This window comes from Flavobacterium sp. OHVDL-2026-0007, assembly GCF_059882335.1.
Genome location: NZ_CM187612.1, coordinates 2,334,088 through 2,356,552 on the forward strand (window position 1 = coordinate 2,334,088; position 22,465 = coordinate 2,356,552).

Here is a 22,465-nt window from a genome sequence, read left to right on the forward strand (position 1 = left end):
TATGACCAGAGAGCGCTTGATATCTTTAGATGTCTTCAGAGGATTAACGATTTTATTAATGACCATTGTGAACAATCCTGGAGACTGGGGATCTGTTTATCCCCCCTTACTCCACTCACCATGGCATGGCTGTACCCTCACCGACTTAGTATTTCCGTTCTTTATATTTATCATGGGCGTAGCCATCCCACTAGCGATGCCTACCAAAACCTACAACAACGCTACTTTTAATAAAATTGTGGTGCGTTCTTTACGCATGTTCTGTTTGGGTATTTTCTTTAACTATTTTGGCAAAATACAGCTCTTTGGATTGGAAGGCCTACCGCTTCTTATGGGGCGATTAGCCATAACCATAAGTGTTGGTTACGCCTTAATGGGAGATTTTAGCCCGAGGATAAAAAACGCATTAGCCTTTTCTATTCTTTTTATTTACCTGTTTTTAGCCTATAGTGGTATCGAAGCCTACCGAGATGTTCGCTTACCAGGAGTCTTACAACGAATTGCCATTGTCTATTTAGTGGTTTCACTTTTGTATTTAAAAACAACCCAAAAAACACAACTCCTAACAGGCGCTTTTCTGTTATTGGGATACTGGACCCTGATGACACTAATTCCTATACCGGGCATAGGAGCCCCAAATCTTGAAATAGCCACCAATTTAGGCGCATGGATCGATAGTGTTTTCCTTAAAGGTCATATGTACCATGCCACCATGACTTGGGACCCAGAAGGCATCCTAAGCACATTACCATCGATAGTAAATGGAATTATAGGGGTATTCATTGGACAAGTACTACAAGGGACAACAACAAAAACTCAAAAAGCTAAAAAAATGGTAATCCTTGGAGTTGCACTTATTGTTGTAGGCTTACTCTGGAATAGCGTTTTTCCAATCAACAAATCACTTTGGACCAGTAGCTATGTTTTATACACTACCGGCTTAGCCACTGTTTCTTTAGCCTTACTCTATTATGTAATTGACATCCAAGGTTACACTAAAGGATTCAAACTCTTTTTAATCTGGGGAGTTAACCCCATGATTGTATTTTTCTTTTCACAGATTATTCCCCAAGGATTGGTCATGATTCAAGTACAAAACCCAGCCAATCCAGCAGAACAAATCAACCTTCTAAGCTATCTATATCGCTTTGGAATCGCTCCATTCTTTTCCAACCCAATGACCGCTTCACTCGCCGGAGCCTTAGTTTATGTGGCGATCTGGACCTTCATTTTATGGATATTCTACAAAAACAAACTCATCTTTAAAGTGTAATTATCACTATTAAATGATCTAACTTTTACCAACAAAGACGCACAGTAGTGCGTCTTTGTCTTTTTAGAGGAAATGCTATATTTTTGATGTTTTGTAGCAAACAAGCATCAATTTCTAGTTTTCTTTACCATAACACCATTTCGTTCAGCTTAAATTATGAATTTATTAAAATCAATTCATAAAAAAAGTATACTTTTGCACCAAATTTAATAAAAACAAAATGGCAACTAATAGAACGTTTACAATGATTAAACCAGATGCAGTTCAAAACGGACACATCGGTAATATCTTAGCAATGATTACTAATGGAGGATTCAAAATCGTTTCATTAAAATTAACTCAATTAACTGTAGCTGATGCTAAAGCATTTTACGCAGTTCACGCAGAAAGACCTTTTTACGGTGAATTAGTTGAATTCATGTCTCGTGGACCAATTGTTGCTGCAATTTTAGAAAAAGAAAACGCAGTAGAAGATTTCAGAACTTTAATTGGCGCTACAAATCCTGCTGACGCTGCTGAAGGAACTATTCGTAAAGCATATGCAACTTCTATCGGAGAAAATGCAGTTCACGGTTCTGATAGCGATGAAAATGCAGCTATCGAAGGTGCATTCCATTTTGCTGGAAGAGAGCAATTCTAATTTAGACTTCTCATACTGCTAGCTTTTTAAACTAGTGGTTACTAAAAAAAGTAAAACCCACTTCAATGAAGTGGGTTTTGCTTTTTATACTATTTTTTAAATATTTCCGAACTCTCCTGTTTTGAGATCTACTTTTTCACACCTAAATCACGAACTTTTTCTTTTAAACTGGCTTTCAAACTATCAAAATTATTATGATAAAAGCTAGAAATACAACCTACTCTTTTTCCTTCTTCAAGTATAAAAAGATTCTCCGAAACACCCAGTCTCCCCGATTCGAATAAAGTGATATACCCCTCTAATTTACTAAAATCATATACTTTCGATTTCCCTAAACCAAAATAACGATTAACCTGTATACTATCCTTTGCAATTAGCACTCTATTTGCCCTTGTCTTTAACACAGTTAACCAAAAAAAAATAATTAACACTAAACATACAAAAGGTCCTACCCTATCTGTTTTTGGAGAATTAAAACTCATACACATTGCCAAAAGTGGAAAAAGCAGCAAAACAGTTGAAAAAACTATTAGCAAAATTGGAAAAATTTTAAACCTCGAGCTTATACCTATCATTTAACAACTATTAAGTCTAATACTCTATCTTAAAACCACTTCCTTCACAACTTCACGACCTAGCTCCTCATTAATCATCTTCACGATTTTAGATTTACCGTGACTTAATTCCTCTCTTAAAACAGCAGATCCAAGCTCAACGTATAATGTACTCCCCTTCAAAACTACATTTTTAGTATAGGTATTCACACCATTACCCATAAGCTGTCTCCAAGCCTCCTTAACATCAATCTGATCCATTCCGGCTCCTAACTTGTTCACGTGAATGATCTGTTGTAAAACCGCTCCTATCGTACTCTGATTATTTAATCTTTTCGCCATCGTTTCCTAAGTTTATTGGTCCTGCTTTTTTATAATGATATTCTTTATTCTCTTGATTTTTCACCACCATCTCCTGATCCGAAATTGAAATCAATTCCTCACTCCACTTGGCATAATCCGTTTTGTAATCGAGATAGACTTTTTCTCCTGTAAAACGAACAGTCACCTTTTCAAAAGAATCACTAGTGAGAAAAGTTCCGTCCAATTGTGGCATTACCTTTTTTCTGATTCCTTGATTGTCTTTCATTTTAAAGAAATCAAAACTCTCATTCATCTTATACTCTTTCTCTTCGCCTTTATCAAAAACCACTTTGGCGATTTCCCAGTATCCATTCAATTTGGCAATATCCGCCGGCTTAATCTCTTGTTTACAGCTTATCATCAAAAGAGATAAAACCAAAATCATAAAAGTTTTTTTCATCATATCTGTATTAAAATTTCGTTACTTTCTCACTGTTCTTAAAACAAGTAACAGCAGTTAGCAACACCCAAAAAATGCATCCCCTCTTGCTTGTAGTCCTTTTATTCTTGTCAGTAGAGAAGTCAGAAAAACACTACTACGCATTAGCACTACTAAAACAGATCATCATTAAGAATAGTTCACTTCTTACAAAGTTAACCTTATAAAGTTCAAAAGAAATAAAAATTCACAAAACAAAAAATAAGATTTTGATCAAGTTATAAACAAAGCCAAAAATAGCCTTGCACACTTGATAAAACCTTATGAGAAGAAAATTATTAAATTGTAATTGACTATTGTTTTGTACGCAATCTTTTTAGGATTCCCATAAAAAAGAAGATCAATCCTAAGACCAATAAAACGTAATAAAAAGACAAACTGTTATCTCGGATTAGATTTGCCAAAACAAAACACACCACGCTTCCAAAATAAAAGCTAAGTGGCGTTATATTTTTAAAAGAAGAAAAATTCATTTGATATTATTTAAAAAAACTATCTACAAATTCATATTTATTGAAAACCTGTAAATCCTCAATTCCTTCACCAACTCCAATATACTTTACTGGAATCTGAAACTGATCTGAAATACCAATGACAACACCACCTTTTGCAGTACCGTCTAATTTTGTTACCGCAAGTGAAGTTACCTCGGTAGCAGCAGTAAATTGCTTAGCTTGTTCAAAAGCATTTTGCCCTGTAGAACCATCTAAAACCAAAAGTACATCGTGAGGCGCATCAGTAACAACCTTTTGCATCACTCGTTTTACCTTTGTAAGTTCGTTCATCAGATTGACTTTATTATGCAAACGTCCAGCAGTATCTATAATCACCACATCAGCATTTTGAGCTACAGCTGACTGCAGGGTATCAAATGCTACCGAAGCAGGATCGCTACCCATATTTTGTCTTACAATTGGCACACCAACGCGATCTGCCCAAACTTGTAACTGATCGATAGCAGCAGCACGAAAAGTATCTGCAGCACCTAACACTACGTTATAGCCCGCTTTTTTAAACTGATAAGCTAATTTACCAATGGTAGTGGTTTTCCCTACTCCATTTACTCCAACCACCATTAAAACGTATGGTTTTTTATCTTTTGGGATTTCGAATTCAGTTGCCTCACCAGTATTGGTCTCAGACAACAAAGCTCCAATTTCTTCACGAAGAATTTGATTCAATTCATCAGTTCCTAAATATTTATCTTCAGCAACTCGTTTCTCAATTCTAGCAATAACTTTCAAGGTAGTATCTACGCCCACATCGGAAGCCACCAAAATTTCTTCTAGAGAATCTAATACATCCTCATCGACTTTAGATTTACCAGCGACAGCTTTGCTTAACTTTGAGAAAAAAGTAGTTTTTGATTTTTCAAGACCTTTGTCTAAAGTCTCTTTCTTATCAGAAGAAAATAATTTTTTAAAAAAACTCATTTTTATAGGTTGTTAGTTTTTAGGACCAGAAGACTTTTTGACGATCTACTTAATCCTACTATTTCAAGAAGCTTAATTATTACGCAATAAAACACTAAATATTGTGCTTCTTTAAAATTTTAGACAAATATAAAAATAAAAAAGCTACTTCCGAATGAAAGTAGCTTTTCTATATACTGTAATTGTTATTATTTCTTTTTCAAGAAAGTATCAACTTCTTCAGGAGCCATAATAGATTCTACGAATGTATATGCACCAGTTTTAGGAGATTTCACCATTTTGATGGCTTTTGATAATCTCTTTGAAGCTGTTTGTAACGATGCTACGGTTTTCTTTGCCATGACTTAATTATTTAATTTCTTTATGAACAGTTACACGTTTCAAGATTGGATTAAATTTCTTAATCTCTAATCTATCTGGAGTATTTTTTTTGTTCTTAGTTGTTATGTATCTTGAAGTTCCTGCAACACCAGTAGTCTTGTGCTCAGTACATTCTAAAATTACCTGGATTCTATTACCTTTCTTTGCCATCTTGCTATATATTTATTTAGGAAAGATTATTTGATAAATCCTTGTGACTGCGCTTTTTTCAAAACAGCAGAAATTCCATTTTTATTAATTGTTTTTATCGTAGATGCTGCTACTCTAAGAGTAATCCATCTATCTTCTTCTGGAAGATAAAAACGCTTTTTAACTAAGTTTACAGAAAATTTTCTCTTAGTTTTGTTCATAGCGTGAGAAACGTTATTTCCTACCATCGCTCTTTTACCTGTAAGGTCACAAACTCTTGACATTATACTTATCTTTTATCGTTATTCAAAATCAGGGTGCAAAGAAAAGAAAAATAAACGATTGAAACAAAAAATTAGCGCACATTTTTTAAAATTTCTTTCTGTAAAATTTCTAAACTCTTAATTGTGGCTCTATCTATCACTTTTTCACGTGGTTGGCCAAAATTAAATTCTTCAACAAATATTTCGTTTTCTGTAGCCAAAGCGATAAAAACAGTTCCAATTTCCGCATTTGACTCTCCTTTTGACGGTCCGGCGTTCCCAGTTGTGGCAATTGCATAGTCTGTCTTAAGTATCTCTTTCGCCTTCAAAGCCATAGCCGAAGCAACTTCTGCACTTACGACCGAATATTGATCTATTAAATCTTGCGAGACGCCTAAAACATTAACCTTAACCTCGCTTGAGTAGGCAACCACACCACCTTTAAAATATTTCGAAGCACCAGGAATAGCTCCTAAAAGCGAAGCAATTTTTCCCCCGGTACAACTTTCCGCTGTCGCAATGGTTTTATTCTGCCTAGTAAGCAGTTTAGCAATGGCATACTCAATTGTTTCTTCTTCTTCGTAACCCACTATAATATCATGAATAATAGCATCTAAGGACCGAACGTTAGCTTCAATAGCCGCTTCCAACATCGCCTTATCGGTTCCTCGGGCAGATAAGCGCAAACGCACTCTTCCTGGATTCGGCAAATAAGCCAACTTAATAAAATCAGGCAAATTATTCTCCCAATCCTCTATACGCTCTGCCACTAAGCTCTCTCCTTGACCATAAGTTAAAATGGTCTTATGAATAATATACGGGCGTTTGTATTGCTGAACTATTTTAGGAATTACCTCATTTTCGACCAAATACTTCATCTCATAAGGCACTCCCGGCAGTGAAATAAAAACAGTATTTTCCTTCTTCATCCACATTCCTGGCGCAGTCCCTACCTGATTATGAAGCACCGTACAAGTGGAAGGCACTAAAGCCTGGTCTTTATTCAGTTGCGAAATAGGTTTCTTGTAAAAACCTTCAATGATCTCAGTTACATGAGCCAAAACAACTGGATCAACCACTAAATGATCATCAAAATATTCGCAGAAGGTTTTTTTAGTCACATCATCTTTGGTCGGGCCTAAGCCTCCCGTTACAATGACCACATCTACTTTATTCTGCAAAAGCAAAAAGGTATCTAAAATGTGTTTTTTGTCATCACTTATCGAAATCATCTCATTGATTTCAACTCCTATTCTATCGAGTGATTTTGCAATAAAACCTGAATTGGTATCTACAATTTGACCAATTAAAATCTCATCTCCAATAGTAATTATGGTTGCTTTCATATCAGTACACTATTTCGCTTACAAGACCGTAAGCCATTATTAGAAAGGAAGTTATTCTTACATTCATTTTGCCCGAACCAAGCATAAAAATCGTTCCTTTGAATAAAAGAACGATTGGTCGCACAAATTTTTTTGTCCTCGTAGCCATAAAGGACTCCACTAGTATATAAAAAATAGATCTAAAAAAACAGACCCAATTCTAGCCTTACGAATAAAGACGAAGAATTGGGTCAGCTGTATATCTTACAAATCAAAGTCTTTCTTAATTTCTTTGACTGCTTCTTTAACTTGGTTTTTTATGCTCTTAAAAGTCTCCTCTATAGCCTTCTTCTTGCCTTCAGCCTTTGTCCAAGCCTCCACCTGAAGAATCTCTTCAAAAGCGACATTAAGTCCCAACAAATCAAGCGTTGGTTTTATTTTATGAGCATACGCATACGCATGTTTATAATCTTTCTTTTTAATCCCCTCTTTGATTTCTTTTATATCTTCAGGAACTTCGGTTACAAATAATTTCAGAATCTCATTCACAAATTCCGGATCATTGTCTGAAAGTGCATAGACTTTCGAAAGGTTGTATTTTAAAGCCATTATTTTACTTGTATTCTGAATAATTTTTTATCTTCTAAGAAGCCTTCCAAAACATCATTTGGTTTAACTGCAGCAACTCCTGCTGGAGTTCCTGTAAAAATAATATCACCAATTTTTAAGGTAAAATATTGCGACACATAAGAAATAAGCTCGTCAATATTCCAAAGCATTAAACTGGTATTGCCTTTCTGAACCACCTCAGCATTACTTCTTAACTCAAATGTAAGATTTTCCACAGAAACAAAATCACTTTTAGGTAAAAAATCTCCCACAACGGCCGAACCATCAAAGGCTTTTGCTATCTCCCAAGGCAATCCTTTAGCCTTCAATTTTGCTTGTAAATCTCTAGCAGTGAAATCAATACCTACACTTATTTCCTCATAATATTTATGAGCAAACTTAGGTTCAATATATTTTCCAACCTTGTTAATTTTAACAATTACCTCTAATTCATGATGAATTTCCTGAGAAAACTCAGGAATCACAAAAGGATGTTGCTTCAACAGCACTGCCGAATCCGGCTTCATAAAAACCACGGGCTCAGTTGGTCGCTCGTTTTTTAATTCTTCAATATGATTGGCATAATTTCTGCCGATACAGATTATTTTCATGCTTTATTTAAGTTGCTAAGCCAAACCACCATCTAATTTAAGAAATCCGGCACGAAAATACCAAACTCCTAAACTCATGACTTGTTTGTACTTTATTTGGTATTTAACTTTCTTAGTTTAATAGCCGTTAACACTTTTTTAGTATACAGCGGAAAATCGGCATTTTGAATCCAACTAAAATAACCTGGCTCCGTTTCCAAAATTTTATCCACTTTAGCGCCTTTGTGTTTCCCGAAGGTAAACACCTCTTCATTATCTTTATCAAAAGCGATCATCCCAGCAAAATCAGCAATTTTTTTACGAGTTGAAAATTCAGACAGCAATTTCATATCATTCTCCAATGCAGGATAACGGTCTAATTGTGCTTTTAAAATTTCGTAAGTCGCCATAGTATCGGCTTCAGCCGAATGCGCATTTTCCAAACTTTTCCCACAATAGAATTTCAATGCAGCACTTAAGGTACGCTCTTCCATCTTATGAAAAATAGTTTGCACATCTACCGAAACTTTATTCTTCATATCAAAGTCAACTCCAGCGCGAAGTAATTCTTCTGCTAATAATGGAATATCAAAACGATCAGAGTTAAATCCACCCAAATCACTATCCTTAATCGTATTATAAACCTGTAGTGCTAACTCTGAAAAAGTAGGCTCATTTGCCACCTTCTCATCAGTGATACCATGTACAGCAGTGGTTTGCGGAGGAATTGGAATCGTTGGGTTCACCAACCAAGTTTTACTTTCTTTATTTCCGTTTGGAAAAACTTTTAATATTGAAATTTCTACAATTCGATCTTTTCCGATGTCAATTCCGGTTGTTTCAAGATCAAAAAAGCAAATTGGTTTATTGAGTTTGAGTTCCATTTTTAAATTTTATAAGGCTACAAATGTAATTTTTAAAGCGGAATTTCCTCTTTTATTCTTCACTTTTTTAGTCAAAAACACCTTCATTTTTACGATTTTAACTTTTTTTACCCCATCCCAAAAGAAGCTCTAATTAAATCACACAACTTTTTCCTACAAAACAGTATAAAAAAACCCGACTAGTTCTTCAACTAGTCGGGTTCAACATTTTTTTATTACGATTTTAGAAATCTCTATCTACATCAAAAGCTTCTAAATATTCTGCTACTCTTTTTACAAAACTTCCTCCTAGCGCTCCGTCTACTACTCTATGGTCGTAAGAGTGAGACAAGAACATTTTTTGACGAATTCCGATAAAATCTCCTTCTGGGGTTTCAATAACCGCAGGCACTTTACGAATAGCACCAAGAGCTAGAATTCCCACTTGAGGTTGATTGATAATCGGCGTTCCAAAAACACTTCCAAAAGTCCCCACATTGGTCACGGTATACGTCCCGCCCTGTGTATCGTCTGGTTTTAACTTCCCTGCTTTTGCACGGCCACCTAAATCGTTAACCGCCTTAGCCATACCCACCAAATTCAACTGATCGGCATTTTTAATAACAGGTACAATCAAATTTCCGTTTGGCAAAGCTGCAGCCATTCCTAAATTTATATTTTTCTTTTTAATGATATAATCACCGTCAACAGAAATATTCATTCCTGGAAAATCCTTCAACGCTTTAGCAACCGCCTCCATCATAATCGGAGTAAAAGTCAACTTCTCACCTTCTCTTTTCTCGAAAGCCGTTTTAACTTTATCTCTCCATTTTACGATATTGGTTACATCCACTTCAATAAAGGATTGTACGTGAGCCGAAGTTTGCACAGAAGCCACCATGTACCCTGAAATCAGTTTACGCATTCTATCCATTTCAACAATTTCGTCACCTCCATTTACAGAAACCGGAACTGCTTGTTGACTCTTTTGAACTACTGGTTCAACCACCTTAGCTGTTACCACTTTCGGAGCAACCACACCAGCTTTACGACTATCAATATAACTTAAAATATCTTCTTTTGTTACGCGTCCATCTTTTCCAGAACCCGCAATACCTTCTAATTCAGCAACAGAAATACCTTCTTCTTTGGCAATATTTTTCACTAGTGGAGAAAAGAACTTTTCTGAACCCGAAAAATCTTGCGGCACGGAAACTACTTCTTTTGCTGCATCAATTGTTTGTTCAATTTGTGCAACTTCTACCGGAGCAGCTTCCTCTTTCACTACTTTCGCAGTTGGCGCATCGCCCTCTGTTTCAATAATGGCAATGGTTTGCCCGACCTGAACTAAATCATCTTTACCAAACAATTGCTCCACCAAAATACCCGAAACTTCACTAGGCACCTCGCTATCAACCTTATCAGTTGCAATTTCTAGTACAGCTTCATCAGCTTCAATCTTATCTCCAACTTCTTTCAACCAGTTTGTAATGGTTGCTTCAGCTACACTCTCTCCCATTTTAGGAAGTTTCAATTCAAATCTTGCCATATTGTTAATCTAAAAGGTGATTTTGATTTTCAGATTGCGAAATTACTGAATATTTTAAATATAAATTACACTTAATATAATTTTTTACTCATTTTTTATATCCAGAGACCTAATATTTATAGAATCGCTTTCAATAATAAAATTGGTGTTTTTGGGGAAAAGTATAAAAGTAATACGCTTATCTTTAAGAGATTCTATGATATTGATACATTTTTTGAATGAAACATATTGATTATCTAAAACAATCTCCACTTTTTTACCCTTAAAAATTAGGGACGAATTTACCATTTTTTCTTTTTTGATCCCGAAAAAGAAGGCTTTATTTTTCAAAATAAATGGCAATTTTTCATACAAAACATTATTTAAAGGATAAAAATCACCTCTTTTAGGTCATGCTTTTAGGCTGATATTTCCTTGAAACATTCTAACAAACAAAACCTTTGGTCCTGAGGCCTCTCCTATCTTAAAGACAAAACAACTAAGTTGTGAAACTATTTTTTTTTCCTAATTTCCTCTTCTCATGATCCTAAAGGTTAAAACAAAAATGAAAAGGTAGCCCATTAAGATTAAATCTCTACTGTCCAAAGCTCAAATTTCACTGCTGATTCGTTTCTAAAAAAACTTATTTTTACAACCTATAAAAGAATCAGTACACTCTTATGAAAAACTCGCTGCTATTTTTTTTCTTATGTCTTGCTTCTGCCTCTGCCCAAATTTCAGGCTGCACGGACCCAATGGCCCTTAATTACAATCCAAACGCCACTCAAAATAATGGCAGCTGCCTTTACAAAACAGTAAAGCTAAAACCTATCTACACTCGAAAACTAAGTGATTCTATCAAAGAAACCTCAGGATTACTCCATTTCAACAATAACCTATGGACGCATAATGACGATCAAGACAACACCCTCTACGGACTAGACGATTTAGGGAAAATTCAAAAAAAGATTACTCTTAATCAAGCATCCAATCGGGACTGGGAAGAAATAGCACAAGATAGTACTTCGGTATATATTGGAGATTTCGGCAATAATAACACAGGAAACAGCACTGAGTTACGTATTTTAAAACTTGATAAAAAATCGTTTTTAGAAGGAAAGCCTACCATTTCCACCCTTTCTTTTTCCTTTTCCGATCAAACGGATTTCACAGCTAAAAAACCAAATAGCACACACTTTGATTGTGAAGCCTTTATCGTTTCCAAAGACAGCATCTATTTATTTACCAAACAATGGGACACCTCTACAACAAGTATCTACGCTTTACCCAATCAAGCTGGCCATCATATTGCCCAGCTCAAAAGCACTTTAGACACCCAAGGCTTAGTCACTGGCGCCACTTACCTAGAGGATAAAAAGTTAATCGTGCTATGTGGATACTCTAAGATAGGCAAACCCTTTTTATATCTTTTATACGACTATAAAAACAATGATTTTTTATCGGGCAACAAACGCAGGCTGACGATTCAACTTCCCTTTCATCAAATAGAAGCCATAACCACCCAAGATGGTTTACAGTATTATTTGACCAATGAAGCCTTAATCCGAAAACCCGTTCTCAACACCCCTCAACAAATCCATCGTATTGATTTAAGCAATGTATTAAGTCAGTACCTAAGCAAAACAGCTAAATAAGCTTGAAAAAAGACAGAATCGCCGATTGCTAATACTTCTCATCAACTCGTCTTCTACAGTGACTTGCATTCTGCTACAAAACAACCATGCCGTACCTACTAAAAAAGAGGTATTGCTATAGTGCAATGCCTCTTTAAAGTTTATCTCATTCAATAAATAGTAATCATCAATACCAACTGAAGTTGGTATCTAAAAACGATACAATAGATATATTACTCCATCGAAAGAATAATAAATTCGCTTCGTCTATTCAACTGATGATCCGCTTCAGAACATGAAACCCCATCTGAACAGTTGTTTACTAACTGACTCTCGCCATATCCTTTTCCAGTTAATCTATAAGGTGCAATACCATTTTTAATCAACCATTGTATCGTCGATTTAGCTCTTCTGTCTGATAATGACATATTGTATTTTGCTGTTTGGCGACTATCTGTATGCGAGCGAATATCCAATTTCATGGCTGGGTATTGATTCAGTACATCTAATATTTTTTCTAAATCTAATGCCGCCTCCTGACGTATATTCGATTTATCTAAATCAAAATAAATCCTTTGTATTCCAAAACACTTCCCTAAATCATCACCAACTTTTAGCTCACAAACTGTTTTTTCTAACGCAATTGGCAAGTTTGTTTTACCGCTTTCAGAGGCTATAGCTATACTAACTTCTGTAGTTCCATAATTTGTTTTTTCTACTCGTACACTATAGGTTTTTCCACATTCTACAGGAAAACTATAATATCCGTTTGCATCTGAAATTACATGTTTTTTTAATACCATTTGATTGTCATACAAAGAAACCATAGCTTCTGATAAAACAACTCCAGTCTTTCTATCGGTAATAATCCCGCCTAATTCTTGAATACATTGTAGCTTTCTTGTTTCTAAGAACGTATAAATATCATCTGATCCATGTCCTCCTTCCTTATTAGAAGAGAAAAAACCTTTACGAGATTTCGTATCCATTATATAGGCAAAATCATCATTCGGAGAATTAATATCAGCCCCCACATTTTGAATATTTCGTACCCCATTTTGATCTATTTCTCCAACAAAAACATCTAAACCACCAAGTCCAGGATGTCCATCTGACGCAAAATATATTTCATTTTCATCTGTTACATAGGGAAAGGTTTCTTTTCCTTCGGTATTAATTGTTGGCCCTAAGTTTTCCGGAGTTCCAAAACTTCCATCACTATTAATACTTACTTTGAAAATATCAGATTGTCCGAAGGTACCAGGCATATCTGATGCAAAATATAATATTTTCTCATCTGAACTGAGCGCTGGATGCCCAACACTATAACTATCACTATTAAAAGGAAGTGCCACTATATTGCTCCATTGGTTTTTCTCGAGCGTTGCTTTGTATATTTTTATCAAAGTAGTATTGCTTCCGTTTTTGCCTTTTTTTCCATCGATGTAATTATTTCTAGTAAAATAAACGGTCTTCCCATCTTTTGTAAAAACGGGAGTAGATTCGTGAAATTTAGTATTGATTTTTGATTTGAGCTTTTTAACCACACCTGCATTGAAGTTCTCATCGATATCCGCTTGATAAAGATTGGTAAAATGCTCTCCTGTCCAGTTGTGTTTTCTCTGATTAAAACTACCTGTATCTCTAGCCGAAGCAAAAACTATTTTGTTCAGATAGAATATCGTTCCATAGTCCGAGAATTTACTATTTACACCAGCATCTTCTATGTGGTAACGTCCCGAATTGGCTTTAATTAAATCGAGATAATTTCTATTGCTTTCATATAACTTTCCCCTATTGTCATTTTTTGACTTTTGATTGAATAACTCAAGCATCTGACTGGCTTTGGCTATATCTCCGGTTGATTTTAATGATTGTGCATAACGATAATAATATTCTGGTTCTATCTCAGTATCCAAGGCAAATAATTCACCGTACCATTTCGCCGCTTTGTTGAACTCAGAATTGAAATAAAACGAATTGGCCAGTTTTTGAAACAGCTCTTCAGATTTATAGCCTTTTTCAGCTATACGCTCGTAGGTTTTAATCGCATCTATATAAGCGAAATTATCGTATTTTTTATCTCCAGCTGTTGTTTTTTTCTGTTGCGAATAACCATTAAATAAAAAAACGCTTATTAATGTTATACATAGGAGTATTTTTTTTATCATAATAAATGTTTTTAGAAGAAACGTGGAGTTGTCATTTTACCATTATTTGTAAAGAATTCGTAACGCAGAAATATCTCGTGCGATCCTGAATTGTAATTGTTTAAACGAGTTGTTTCGCGATCATAAGCATACCCAATATAGAGTCCATCACTAACTTGAAATCCAACCATAGCACTTAATGCAGCACTCCATCTGTAGGCAATCCCAACAACAAATTTATCATTGAACATAAAATTAGCCGAAACATCGACTTGCAATGGTGCACCTTCTACCATTTTTGCCAATACCGCTGGTTTGAATTTTATGTACTGATAATGATCTAAATCAAATACATAACCTCCCATTAAATAATAATTAATTTTATCCTTATAAATCGCCACGTCATTATTATCATAACGATTGGTTTCGATGAAATTTGGAACAGATAAACCTATGTAAGCTTTGTTAGAATGCCAATAAACACCGGCTCCTACATTTGGAGAAAACTTACTTTTTAAGTCTTGAAATTGTGGATCTCCCTGATCCGCAGGATTTAATTTACTGATGTCCAGATTAAATAAATTAGCCGTCCCTTTTATTCCAAATGAAAGTTTAAAATCTGCCGATGTTTGAACCGTATAGGATAGATCTGCCGCTAAAGTGTTTTCATTTGTTGGTCCAATTTTATCGTTAACAAACGAAACCCCTACTCCTAAATTACTGTTATTTATTGGGCTGTTAACCGAAAAACTACTGGTTTCTGGAGCACCATCAAGACCAACCCATTGTGTACGATATAAACCAAAAACACTCAATGCTCCTCGAGATCCCGCATAAGCAGGATTGATACTTATGGTATTGTACATGTATTGTGTGAACTGGGCATCTTGTTGTGCGGTACACAGAAATCCCGTTAACATAACAATTACTGTCAAAAATTTTATTCTCATGTTTTTATTTTTAATAATTCACCTTTCTTCAATCATCCTTTTCTTAGAGGAAAAAATGCACAAAATTCAGGCGTATTATAATTATCTATTGAAATTTCTAGTGCCTTTTAAACAAAACTAATCCCTACTTAAGTAGAGATATCCCGCTTTTTTTCCGGCTTGCGTTTTAGCTTCCGAATTTTTAAAATGCAAAATATAGAAATAGGTTCCTGTAGGCAACATTTCATCTTTGAGTACGGTTACACGACCTTCAGAATAGCCTTTAAAAACATTTCCGTTAGTGTCATAATTATCTGTTTCAAAAACTTTTACACCCCAACGATTGTATATTTCCACCGTATTCTCTGAAGAACATTCTGTTAAGCCATCAATTTTGAAGTAGTCGTTTTTATCATCTCCGTTTGGTGAGAAGGCATTATGAACGATTAACTTACTGCAGACCGCACCAACACTATCATCGATTCTTGCTGTAGTAAAGACATTGTATCCCGAAACATTTAAAGGTGTTGTAACCGTTTTTTTATCACTATCGACTATCCCTCCTTCATCGATCCAAAGTTTTTGAGCAGCATCCCAACGAACAATGTGGATAGAACTTTGTGGAGCGATTATAATATCTGCTGGTGTTGTTGATGTTTCATCCCAGCTCAAGGTCAGCATAACATCTGAATTTCCGGCTGTTTTATCTAAGGTCCAGTATTCCTGATTATTGATAAGGGCTATTCCCTCAACTTTATTGTTATGCGAATAAAGTGGAGCGGAATTTTCATAAAAATATTTTCCTTTAAAACTACTCAATTGCTCAGCTGGCGCTGAAATTCCTGCAAATCGGTATCTGTTTTTATCGCCTATTGGATACACAAATCCTGATTTACCATTTTTCCTAACTAGTCCATCCACATGACTTTCATCATCCGTATTGCTGTGTGTTGCGTCATTTTCAAAAACCATTAACCCATCAAAATCATCGTCTTGTACAATTCCTTTAGAAAAATCCACATTACCCCCTACTCTCATTTCTCCATACAAATGAAAGGCAGGTTGCGAGCTTGGATTATTAAAAATGACATTGTAAAATTCAGAAGGAACTGATCCTTCAATTTTTTGTGAAATTGTTCCTTGGAATCGGGTATATCCTTTCTTTCCTTGAGTATAACTAACCAATCCATCATTATTGAAATGAGAATAAAGAAATAATTCACCGTCATTAATAAAATCAGCGCTCTCTTTATTGTCAAGAGTTTGAACAGTTGACATAATGGTGTTGGGAAGTATAGCAACTTCGCCTATGTTTGTGGTTTGTCCAACCATTATCTGTCCGACAATTAGCGTAAAGGCCATTGTCAATAGGTGTGTCGAAAACTTCATGTTTTAAATTTTTATATTTATAAATGACAAAGCAAATCCTATATTTTATCTTTAGTTTATTCTACCTAACTGACAGATTTTTTCTTTCTATAGATAATAAAATCTTACGATATCATTAAATTCTTGAAGCGTATAAAGCGGTTTGTATTTACTATAATTCAGAACTCATATAGCCCTAGTTTTTCCAAACAAACTAAAAAAATAGCACAACTATGTTTAAACTTCAAGACTATTTCTTTATTTTACTCTTGTTAGGTAACATCGAATTCGTCATTACTGGAGTCAATATGTAAATTCTATGATCCTCTACTTCCCCAAAATTCACACTATTGGTTGGACTTGTAGCATCTTCACTCTTGTCAAAATATCTTAAACGTACATAAGTATTATAAGGTACTCGCGTTGCTGGAACTGTCCACTGCAGAATTAAAGAGTTATTACCGGCAGCAGTGACTGTTTTAGTGACTATTTCATCTGCATCAAAAGTTCCATTTAAATTAAAATCTACCCAACCCGAAATTTTATCGTTAAGCTCAGCATTTTTGTAAGCAATTGTTGCTGTTATCTTATTGCCCACCATATAATTTGCTTTATACGAAAAACGCCTGTATTGCACTGGCCAAGCATCTTCTTCATCAGATCCAGCCGTACCACTATTATCATCACCTTTTGCATCTTTTGAAGACGCCGGCTTATTTTCTGTATCTGGAGCTTTAGTACCTAGATGTTTCCCTTCAGAAATTTTTAAGTCTCCAGAGTTATATGCTATTGCATTTATATTTGTGGGATTCGTAGCTACGTTTTCTGTACCAGTGAATGCAGCGGTACCGGCTGCAATACCATCAGAAGTAACGTTCAAATCTTGTAGTAAATGTATCGGAGCACCATAGGATTGAGGAGCATCACCTAAATCAGCATTAGGTGTTAATAAACCAATGGCTACAGCCTGATTACCTTCACCTTTTAAAACTGTAGTAAAGGTCACAGCATAATCAGTGCCAGCATAAGCAGCCTCATCAAAACTTAATAATGCTACTGCTCCAGTATTTGAATTATTACCTTTTTCAAAGCTGATCTGTTGATTGCCAGTCCCCGCTAGATTGGTTTTGCTGACATTATAAGCTGTTGATCCTGTATTTTTTTGAACATCTATTAGATTCCATATTCCTTTAGCGGTTGAATAAATATATTCCTTATCGCTTAATGATTCGGCATCCGCAACTACTAAACCTGAAATTCGAATAGGAGCAGGAGGAATAGCAGAAGAAACTCTATTGATTGTTCCTTTTGCCTTAATTGTGATAGTAGATCGCCCACCATTAACGGTATTAACAATACCAGATATTAATTGATTAACCTTACCAGAACCTCCTATATTATAAAGATTATCTAAAAAATCTCCTGTTCCGTCTGTTTTAGTATACTCCCCAGGCCTATAACTCCCTACCTCTCCTGTAATAGCAGTTATCTCCGCCTCAACACAAAGATAAACCCCTTCCCCTAATTTAATTGAGGCATAGGACTTAGCACCAACGGATAATGGTTCGCCATGTTTACCATAAGGATCAGTCTTTTGGTTTGTAGAACCCCATGTTAACCACAATACTTGATTTATATATGGACTCGTACCACCAGTTGCGTAAGCAGCAGTTACTATTTGAGTTGGATAACATTGGGCCATGCCTTCTGGTGTAAAACCCAAAAAGACAAGAAACAAAGTCATTATTTTAATATATTTTTTCATTAAATTTTTTATAAAAATTAAGGTGTTGGTCGTACTGCAAAAACAATATTCATAAATGTCCCTACCGTTACTTCAGGGGTAGGTTTTATTGTATAAGTCAATACCCCTAAATCACTTATAGTTACGTTATCAAATACGGTTTCATCATACCATGTAATATGATAATCTAATTCCATTGCAGGCAAAACAGGTAACGTAGTCACTTTAGCAGCATTCGATTTTTTTGGAGATCCAAACTGAGTATTATATCTATCGTATAAATTAACAGTAAATACACCTCCAGCTTCTGAAAACCCAGATCCATCTCCTATAACAAATTGGTCATTTGCAGTTGGCATCACAATAGAAGGCATATAGAAGAACTTCGGCATTGCTGCTTTTAATGCTCTAACAACTCCCGCATCATTAACAGCCATTAGATAGTCTTTAGTTGCATCTGTATTTTGTACTTTTTTGTTATCCAAACCAGTTATAGCTAAAGTTTTTGTTGCGTCTGTTATAATGGTAGTTTCTTCGATTAAGGCACCACCTAATTTAATGTCTAAACCATCTTTATGTAAACCGTTTTTAGCAGTTACAGTTACTGTAGATTGATCTATCCATGTTGGAGCGCCTGAGATGTCAGTTGTAAGCACTTGATTTGGACCTCCATTAGCAATCTTATCAGTAGTTACCGCATCATTAGCAATTTTACTTGTTATAACTGCATTAGCAGCTAGTTGAGTAGAAGTAATTCCTCCAGTAGCAACCTGAATACCTGCATCAGCTAAAAGCTTTGCAACTCCGTCTGTACCAACTGTAAACTCTAATCCACCTGCAACTGTTAAGTTCCCTTTATCAACTAAGTTCGTAGTTGAAATATCTTTGTAAGTAACTGTTCCGTCTGCATTAACGGTAGCAACTTTTCCTACTTCCCCTGCTGTAGCAATTAATTTGTCAGCAGTTACAGCACCTGTAGCTAGATCTGCTGTTTGAACTTCTCCATCTAAAATTTTATCAGAAGTAATCGCATCTGCTCCAACTTTTGTATTAGTAACTGCACCAGCAGCAATTTTATCAGTAGTTACCGCATCAGTAGCCAATTCATTAGAAGTAATTCCTCCTGCAGCGATTGACAACGCTGCATCAAGTAAAACAGATTCTGTTAATGCATTTACTCCGTTTACTTTTATAATTCCATCTGTAGTAACTCCTTTTTTATCAACTAAGTTCGTAGTCGAAATATCTTTGTAAGTAACTGTTCCGTCTGCATTAACGGTAGCAACTTTTCCTACTTCACCTGCTGTAGCTATTAATTTGTCAGCAGTTACAGCACCTGTAGCTAGATCTGCTGTTTGAACTTCTCCATCTAAAATTTTATCAGAAGTAATCGCATCTGCTCCAACTTTTGTATTAGTAACTGCACCAGCAGCAATTTTATCTGTAGTTACGGCATCAGTAGCCAATTCATTAGAAGTAATTCCTCCTGCAGCGATTGACAACGCTGCATCAAGTAAAACAGATTCTGTTAATGCATTTACTCCGTTTACTTTTATAATTCCATCTGTAGTAACTCCTTTTTTATCAACTAAGTTCGTAGTCGAAATATCTTTGTAAGTAACTGTTCCGTCTGCATTAACGGTAGCAACTTTTCCTACTTCACCTGCTGTAGCTATTAATTTGTCAGCAGTTACAGCACCTGTAGCTAGATCTGCTGTTTGAACTTCTCCATCTAAAATTTTATCAGAAGTAATCGCATCTGCTCCAACTTTTGTATTAGTAACTGCACCAGCAGCAATTTTATCAGTAGTTACCGCATCAGTAGCCAATTCATTAGAAGTAATTCCTCCTGCAGCGATTGACAATGCTGCATCAAGTAAAACAGATTCTGTTAATGCATTTACTCCGTTTACTTTTATAATTCCATCTGTAGTAACTCCTTTTTTATCAACTAAGTTCGTAGTCGAAATATCTTTGTAAGTAACTGTTCCGTCTGCATTAACGGTAGCCACTTTTCCAACTAGAGTTGCATCAGCAGATAATTTATCGGCACTTACAGCACCAGTTGCTAAATCTGCTGTTTTAACTTCTCCGTCTAAAATTTTATCCGAAGTAATTGCATCTGCTCCAACTTTTACATTACTTACTGCACCATCAGCAATTTTAGCAGTAGTTACCGCATCGTTAGCTAGTTGAGTTGAACCAATTCCTCCTGCAGCGATTGATAACTGAGCATCAAGTAAAACAGATTCTGCTAATGCATTTAATCCATTTACTTTTATAATTCCATCTGTCGTAACTCCTTTTTTATCAGCTAAGTTAGTGCTTGAAATATCTTTATAAGAAACTGTTCCATCTGCATTAACGGTAGCCACTTTTCCTGCTTCACCTACTGTAGCAATTAATTTATCAGCACTTACAGCACCAGTAGCTAAATCTGTTGTTTTAACTTCTCCGTCTAAAATTTTATCCGAAGTAATTGCATCAGTTCCAACTTTTACATTTGTTACTGAACCATCAGCAATCTTATCTGTAGTAACTGCATTATTAGCTAGTTGAGTAGAAGTAATTCCACCTGCAGCGATTGACAAGTCAGCATCAAGTAAAACAGATTCTGCTAATGCATTTACTCCGTTTACTTTTATAATTCCATCTGTAGTTACTCCTTTTTTATCAACTAAGTTAGTACTTGAAATATCTTTATAAGAAACTGTTCCATCTGCATTAACGGTAGCCACTTTTCCTGCTTCACCTACTGTAGCAATTAATTTATCAGCACTTACAGCACCAGTAGCTAAATCTGTTGTTTTAACTTCTCCATCTAAAATTTTATCCGAAGTAATTGCATCAGTTCCAACTTTTACATTAGTTACTGCACCATCAGCAATTTTAGCAGTAGTTACCGCATCGTTAGCTAGTTGAGTAGAAGTAATTCCACCGTCAGCAACCTGAATACCTGCGTTAGCTAATAGCTTTGCAACTCCATCTGTACCACCTGTAAACTCTAATCCACCTGCAACTGTTAAGTTACCTTTATTGGTTTTGATTGTTGTAGCTAACTCATCAATAGCACTTTGAACATTAGAGGCCGTTAAGCCTGAAGCAGTATTATTATATCCACTGGCATTGGCATTGGTATCAATTGTAGTGATTGTAACTCCTCCAGCATCTGTAAACGTGTAAACGCCGTTTGCAACAGTAACCTTAGTCGTGTTAGCATCAATAATAATTACCTTACCATCAACGGTAGTATGTGTATACGTTCCATTGTTGTTGTTCACTAAAGCATCTGTTGTATTGCCGAATTTAGTCACCAACTCATCGATAGCACTTTGAACGTTAGAGGCTGTTAATCCTGAAGCACTATTGTTATATCCACTGGCACTGGCATTAGTATCAATTGTAGTGATTGTATTTCCTGCGGCATCCGTAAACGTGTAAACGCCGTTTGCAACAGTAACCTTAGTCGTGTTAGCATCAATAATAATTACCTTACCATCAACGGTAGTATGTGTATACGTTCCATTGTTGTTGTTCACTAAGGCATCTGTTGTATTGGCTAATTTAGTCACCAACTCATCGATAGCGCTTTGAACATTAGAGGCCGTTAATCCGGAAGTAGTATTGTTATAAATACTTGCACTTGCTTTAGTATCTATCGTTGTGATTATATTTCCTGCAGCATCTCTAAAAGTATAAACACCATTTACAACAGCAACTGCCGTGGTGTTGGCGTTAATAATAACCGCAGTACCTGCTTCGTTGGTGTAGGTATAAGTTCCATCATTATTACTCACTAAAGTGGTTACTACCTCGAATGCTTGGACAATTTCTTGAAAATTTATTACTTGTACATTTCCTCCGTTGTTACTATAAGAAAAATCCTTGGTAACAGGATTAAAAATAACATTCGATTGCGATGCTATTACATCAGTAGAAATACTGATTCTATTCCAACGATCTTCAAACCAATAATAATAACCTGGTGTAATATCGGTAGTTGTCGCAGTATTAAAAACCAGTAAGCTATTGACATTTCCACTTGATATCGTTGAAACATCTCTAGTACTTGTTAGTTTGAGTCTTGGTATAAGTATTCCTTTATTTCCTGCTACAATATCCAATTGTGATGAACTATCAGGCATAGCTGTACCAATACCTACTTGCCCGTAAGCACTTGTCATAACTACAAGAAATAATAATTGAAGTAATTTTCTTTTCATATTTTATTATATTTTAAAAATTTCTAG

General features: G+C 35.5%; 20 protein-coding genes. 3 read left to right on the plus strand and 17 right to left on the minus strand.

The genetic code is table 11. The features are described from left to right. Position 1: 1 nt before the first annotated feature. Both AC51AA_RS09070 and AC51AA_RS09075 read left to right on the plus strand, forming a co-directional pair. Entirely contained in the window at positions 2-1,273 is a 1,272-nt protein-coding gene (locus tag AC51AA_RS09070; protein WP_500701800.1) for an acyltransferase family protein, read from the plus strand. 220 nt (positions 1,274-1,493) lie between these two features. Next, positions 1,494-1,913, plus strand: coding sequence for a nucleoside-diphosphate kinase (locus tag AC51AA_RS09075; protein ID WP_500701801.1), 420 nt, complete (start codon positions 1,494-1,496; stop codon positions 1,911-1,913). 128 nt (positions 1,914-2,041) lie between these two features. Here the strand turns inward: AC51AA_RS09075 and AC51AA_RS09080 are convergent, their stop codons facing one another. The 12 genes from AC51AA_RS09080 to AC51AA_RS09135 form a co-directional block, all read right to left on the minus strand. After that, positions 2,042-2,293, minus strand: a complete 252-nt coding sequence (locus AC51AA_RS09080) for a hypothetical protein (RefSeq protein ID WP_500701802.1) — start codon at positions 2,291-2,293, stop codon at positions 2,042-2,044. Positions 2,294-2,512: 219 nt separating this feature from the next. Continuing rightward, positions 2,513-2,809 carry a DciA family protein gene (locus AC51AA_RS09085; protein WP_500701803.1) on the minus strand — a complete coding sequence of 99 codons (297 nt, stop codon included), beginning with the start codon at positions 2,807-2,809 and terminating at the stop codon, positions 2,513-2,515. Further along, positions 2,790-3,233, minus strand: a complete 444-nt coding sequence (locus AC51AA_RS09090; RefSeq protein WP_500701804.1) for a lipocalin family protein — start codon at positions 3,231-3,233, stop codon at positions 2,790-2,792. The genes AC51AA_RS09085 and AC51AA_RS09090 overlap by 20 nt, the downstream gene beginning before the upstream one ends. A 515-nt stretch (positions 3,234-3,748) precedes the next feature. After that, positions 3,749-4,702, minus strand: coding sequence for a signal recognition particle-docking protein FtsY (gene ftsY, locus AC51AA_RS09095; RefSeq protein ID WP_500701805.1), 954 nt, complete (start codon positions 4,700-4,702; stop codon positions 3,749-3,751). Between the two features lie 188 nt (positions 4,703-4,890). Beyond that, entirely contained in the window at positions 4,891-5,043 is a 153-nt protein-coding gene (locus AC51AA_RS09100) for a DUF4295 domain-containing protein (RefSeq protein ID WP_072961632.1), read from the minus strand. Between the two features lie 7 nt (positions 5,044-5,050). Then, the gene (gene rpmG / locus AC51AA_RS09105) at positions 5,051-5,233 is read right to left on the minus strand and encodes a 50S ribosomal protein L33 (RefSeq protein ID WP_007805817.1); all 183 of its coding nucleotides are present in this window, start codon (positions 5,231-5,233) and stop codon (positions 5,051-5,053) included. A gap of 26 nt (positions 5,234-5,259) precedes the next feature. Beyond that, positions 5,260-5,496, minus strand: coding sequence for a 50S ribosomal protein L28 (gene rpmB / locus AC51AA_RS09110; RefSeq protein ID WP_072961635.1), 237 nt, complete (start codon positions 5,494-5,496; stop codon positions 5,260-5,262). A gap of 71 nt (positions 5,497-5,567) precedes the next feature. Next, entirely contained in the window at positions 5,568-6,821 is a 1,254-nt protein-coding gene (locus AC51AA_RS09115; protein WP_500701806.1) for a competence/damage-inducible protein A, read from the minus strand. A 243-nt stretch (positions 6,822-7,064) separates the two neighbouring features. Continuing rightward, the gene (locus AC51AA_RS09120; RefSeq protein WP_500701807.1) at positions 7,065-7,409 is read right to left on the minus strand and encodes an Hpt domain-containing protein; all 345 of its coding nucleotides are present in this window, start codon (positions 7,407-7,409) and stop codon (positions 7,065-7,067) included. Further along, on the minus strand, positions 7,409-8,020 hold the full coding sequence (locus AC51AA_RS09125) for a fumarylacetoacetate hydrolase family protein (RefSeq protein WP_500701808.1): 612 nt from the start codon (positions 8,018-8,020) through the stop codon (positions 7,409-7,411). Before AC51AA_RS09125 ends, AC51AA_RS09120 begins: the two co-directional genes overlap by 1 nt. Positions 8,021-8,112: 92 nt before the next feature. Further along, the gene (locus tag AC51AA_RS09130; RefSeq protein ID WP_500701809.1) at positions 8,113-8,883 is read right to left on the minus strand and encodes an exonuclease domain-containing protein; all 771 of its coding nucleotides are present in this window, start codon (positions 8,881-8,883) and stop codon (positions 8,113-8,115) included. Positions 8,884-9,106: 223 nt separating this feature from the next. Further along, positions 9,107-10,411, minus strand: a complete 1,305-nt coding sequence (locus tag AC51AA_RS09135) for a dihydrolipoamide acetyltransferase family protein (RefSeq protein WP_500701810.1) — start codon at positions 10,409-10,411, stop codon at positions 9,107-9,109. A 659-nt stretch (positions 10,412-11,070) separates the two neighbouring features. Here AC51AA_RS09135 and AC51AA_RS09140 point away from each other — a divergent pair. Beyond that, the gene (locus AC51AA_RS09140; protein ID WP_500701811.1) at positions 11,071-12,045 is read left to right on the plus strand and encodes a T9SS C-terminal target domain-containing protein; all 975 of its coding nucleotides are present in this window, start codon (positions 11,071-11,073) and stop codon (positions 12,043-12,045) included. A 212-nt stretch (positions 12,046-12,257) separates the two neighbouring features. Here AC51AA_RS09140 and AC51AA_RS09145 read toward each other — a convergent pair whose 3' ends face one another. From AC51AA_RS09145 to AC51AA_RS09165, 5 genes are all read right to left on the minus strand, one after another. Then, positions 12,258-14,195, minus strand: a complete 1,938-nt coding sequence (locus tag AC51AA_RS09145) for an OmpA family protein (RefSeq protein ID WP_500701812.1) — start codon at positions 14,193-14,195, stop codon at positions 12,258-12,260. 11 nt (positions 14,196-14,206) lie between these two features. Beyond that, entirely contained in the window at positions 14,207-15,124 is a 918-nt protein-coding gene (locus tag AC51AA_RS09150) for a PorP/SprF family type IX secretion system membrane protein (RefSeq protein WP_500701813.1), read from the minus strand. Between the two features lie 117 nt (positions 15,125-15,241). Next, positions 15,242-16,492 carry a T9SS type B sorting domain-containing protein gene (locus AC51AA_RS09155; RefSeq protein WP_500701814.1) on the minus strand — a complete coding sequence of 417 codons (1,251 nt, stop codon included), beginning with the start codon at positions 16,490-16,492 and terminating at the stop codon, positions 15,242-15,244. Between the two features lie 229 nt (positions 16,493-16,721). Further along, positions 16,722-18,236 (minus strand): CshA/CshB family fibrillar adhesin-related protein, encoded by a 1,515-nt coding sequence (locus AC51AA_RS09160; RefSeq protein ID WP_500701815.1) that lies wholly within the window; start codon positions 18,234-18,236, stop codon positions 16,722-16,724. A gap of 17 nt (positions 18,237-18,253) precedes the next feature. Continuing rightward, on the minus strand, positions 18,254-22,438 hold the full coding sequence (locus AC51AA_RS09165) for a beta strand repeat-containing protein (protein WP_500701816.1): 4,185 nt from the start codon (positions 22,436-22,438) through the stop codon (positions 18,254-18,256). Between the last annotated feature and the right edge of the window lie 27 nt (positions 22,439-22,465).

Excerpts from the sequence above, each read along its gene's own strand:
- AC51AA_RS09070 (WP_500701800.1), top strand. The coding sequence starts at position 2 with ATGACCAGAGAGCGCTTGATATCTTTAGATGTCTTCAGAGGATTAACG.
- AC51AA_RS09075 (WP_500701801.1), top strand. The coding sequence starts at position 1,494 with ATGGCAACTAATAGAACGTTTACAATGATTAAACCAGATGCAGTTCAA.
- AC51AA_RS09085 (WP_500701803.1), bottom strand. The coding sequence starts at position 2,809 with ATGGCGAAAAGATTAAATAATCAGAGTACGATAGGAGCGGTTTTACAA.
- AC51AA_RS09090 (WP_500701804.1), bottom strand. The coding sequence starts at position 3,233 with ATGATGAAAAAAACTTTTATGATTTTGGTTTTATCTCTTTTGATGATA.
- ftsY (WP_500701805.1), bottom strand. The coding sequence starts at position 4,702 with ATGAGTTTTTTTAAAAAATTATTTTCTTCTGATAAGAAAGAGACTTTA.
- AC51AA_RS09100 (WP_072961632.1), bottom strand. The coding sequence starts at position 5,043 with ATGGCAAAGAAAACCGTAGCATCGTTACAAACAGCTTCAAAGAGATTA.
- rpmG (WP_007805817.1), bottom strand. The coding sequence starts at position 5,233 with ATGGCAAAGAAAGGTAATAGAATCCAGGTAATTTTAGAATGTACTGAG.
- rpmB (WP_072961635.1), bottom strand. The coding sequence starts at position 5,496 with ATGTCAAGAGTTTGTGACCTTACAGGTAAAAGAGCGATGGTAGGAAAT.
- AC51AA_RS09115 (WP_500701806.1), bottom strand. The coding sequence starts at position 6,821 with ATGAAAGCAACCATAATTACTATTGGAGATGAGATTTTAATTGGTCAA.
- AC51AA_RS09120 (WP_500701807.1), bottom strand. The coding sequence starts at position 7,409 with ATGGCTTTAAAATACAACCTTTCGAAAGTCTATGCACTTTCAGACAAT.
- AC51AA_RS09125 (WP_500701808.1), bottom strand. The coding sequence starts at position 8,020 with ATGAAAATAATCTGTATCGGCAGAAATTATGCCAATCATATTGAAGAA.
- AC51AA_RS09130 (WP_500701809.1), bottom strand. The coding sequence starts at position 8,883 with ATGGAACTCAAACTCAATAAACCAATTTGCTTTTTTGATCTTGAAACA.
- AC51AA_RS09135 (WP_500701810.1), bottom strand. The coding sequence starts at position 10,411 with ATGGCAAGATTTGAATTGAAACTTCCTAAAATGGGAGAGAGTGTAGCT.
- AC51AA_RS09140 (WP_500701811.1), top strand. The coding sequence starts at position 11,071 with ATGAAAAACTCGCTGCTATTTTTTTTCTTATGTCTTGCTTCTGCCTCT.
- AC51AA_RS09145 (WP_500701812.1), bottom strand. The coding sequence starts at position 14,195 with ATGATAAAAAAAATACTCCTATGTATAACATTAATAAGCGTTTTTTTA.
- AC51AA_RS09150 (WP_500701813.1), bottom strand. The coding sequence starts at position 15,124 with ATGAGAATAAAATTTTTGACAGTAATTGTTATGTTAACGGGATTTCTG.
- AC51AA_RS09155 (WP_500701814.1), bottom strand. The coding sequence starts at position 16,492 with ATGAAGTTTTCGACACACCTATTGACAATGGCCTTTACGCTAATTGTC.
- AC51AA_RS09160 (WP_500701815.1), bottom strand. The coding sequence starts at position 18,236 with ATGAAAAAATATATTAAAATAATGACTTTGTTTCTTGTCTTTTTGGGT.
- AC51AA_RS09165 (WP_500701816.1), bottom strand. The coding sequence starts at position 22,438 with ATGAAAAGAAAATTACTTCAATTATTATTTCTTGTAGTTATGACAAGT.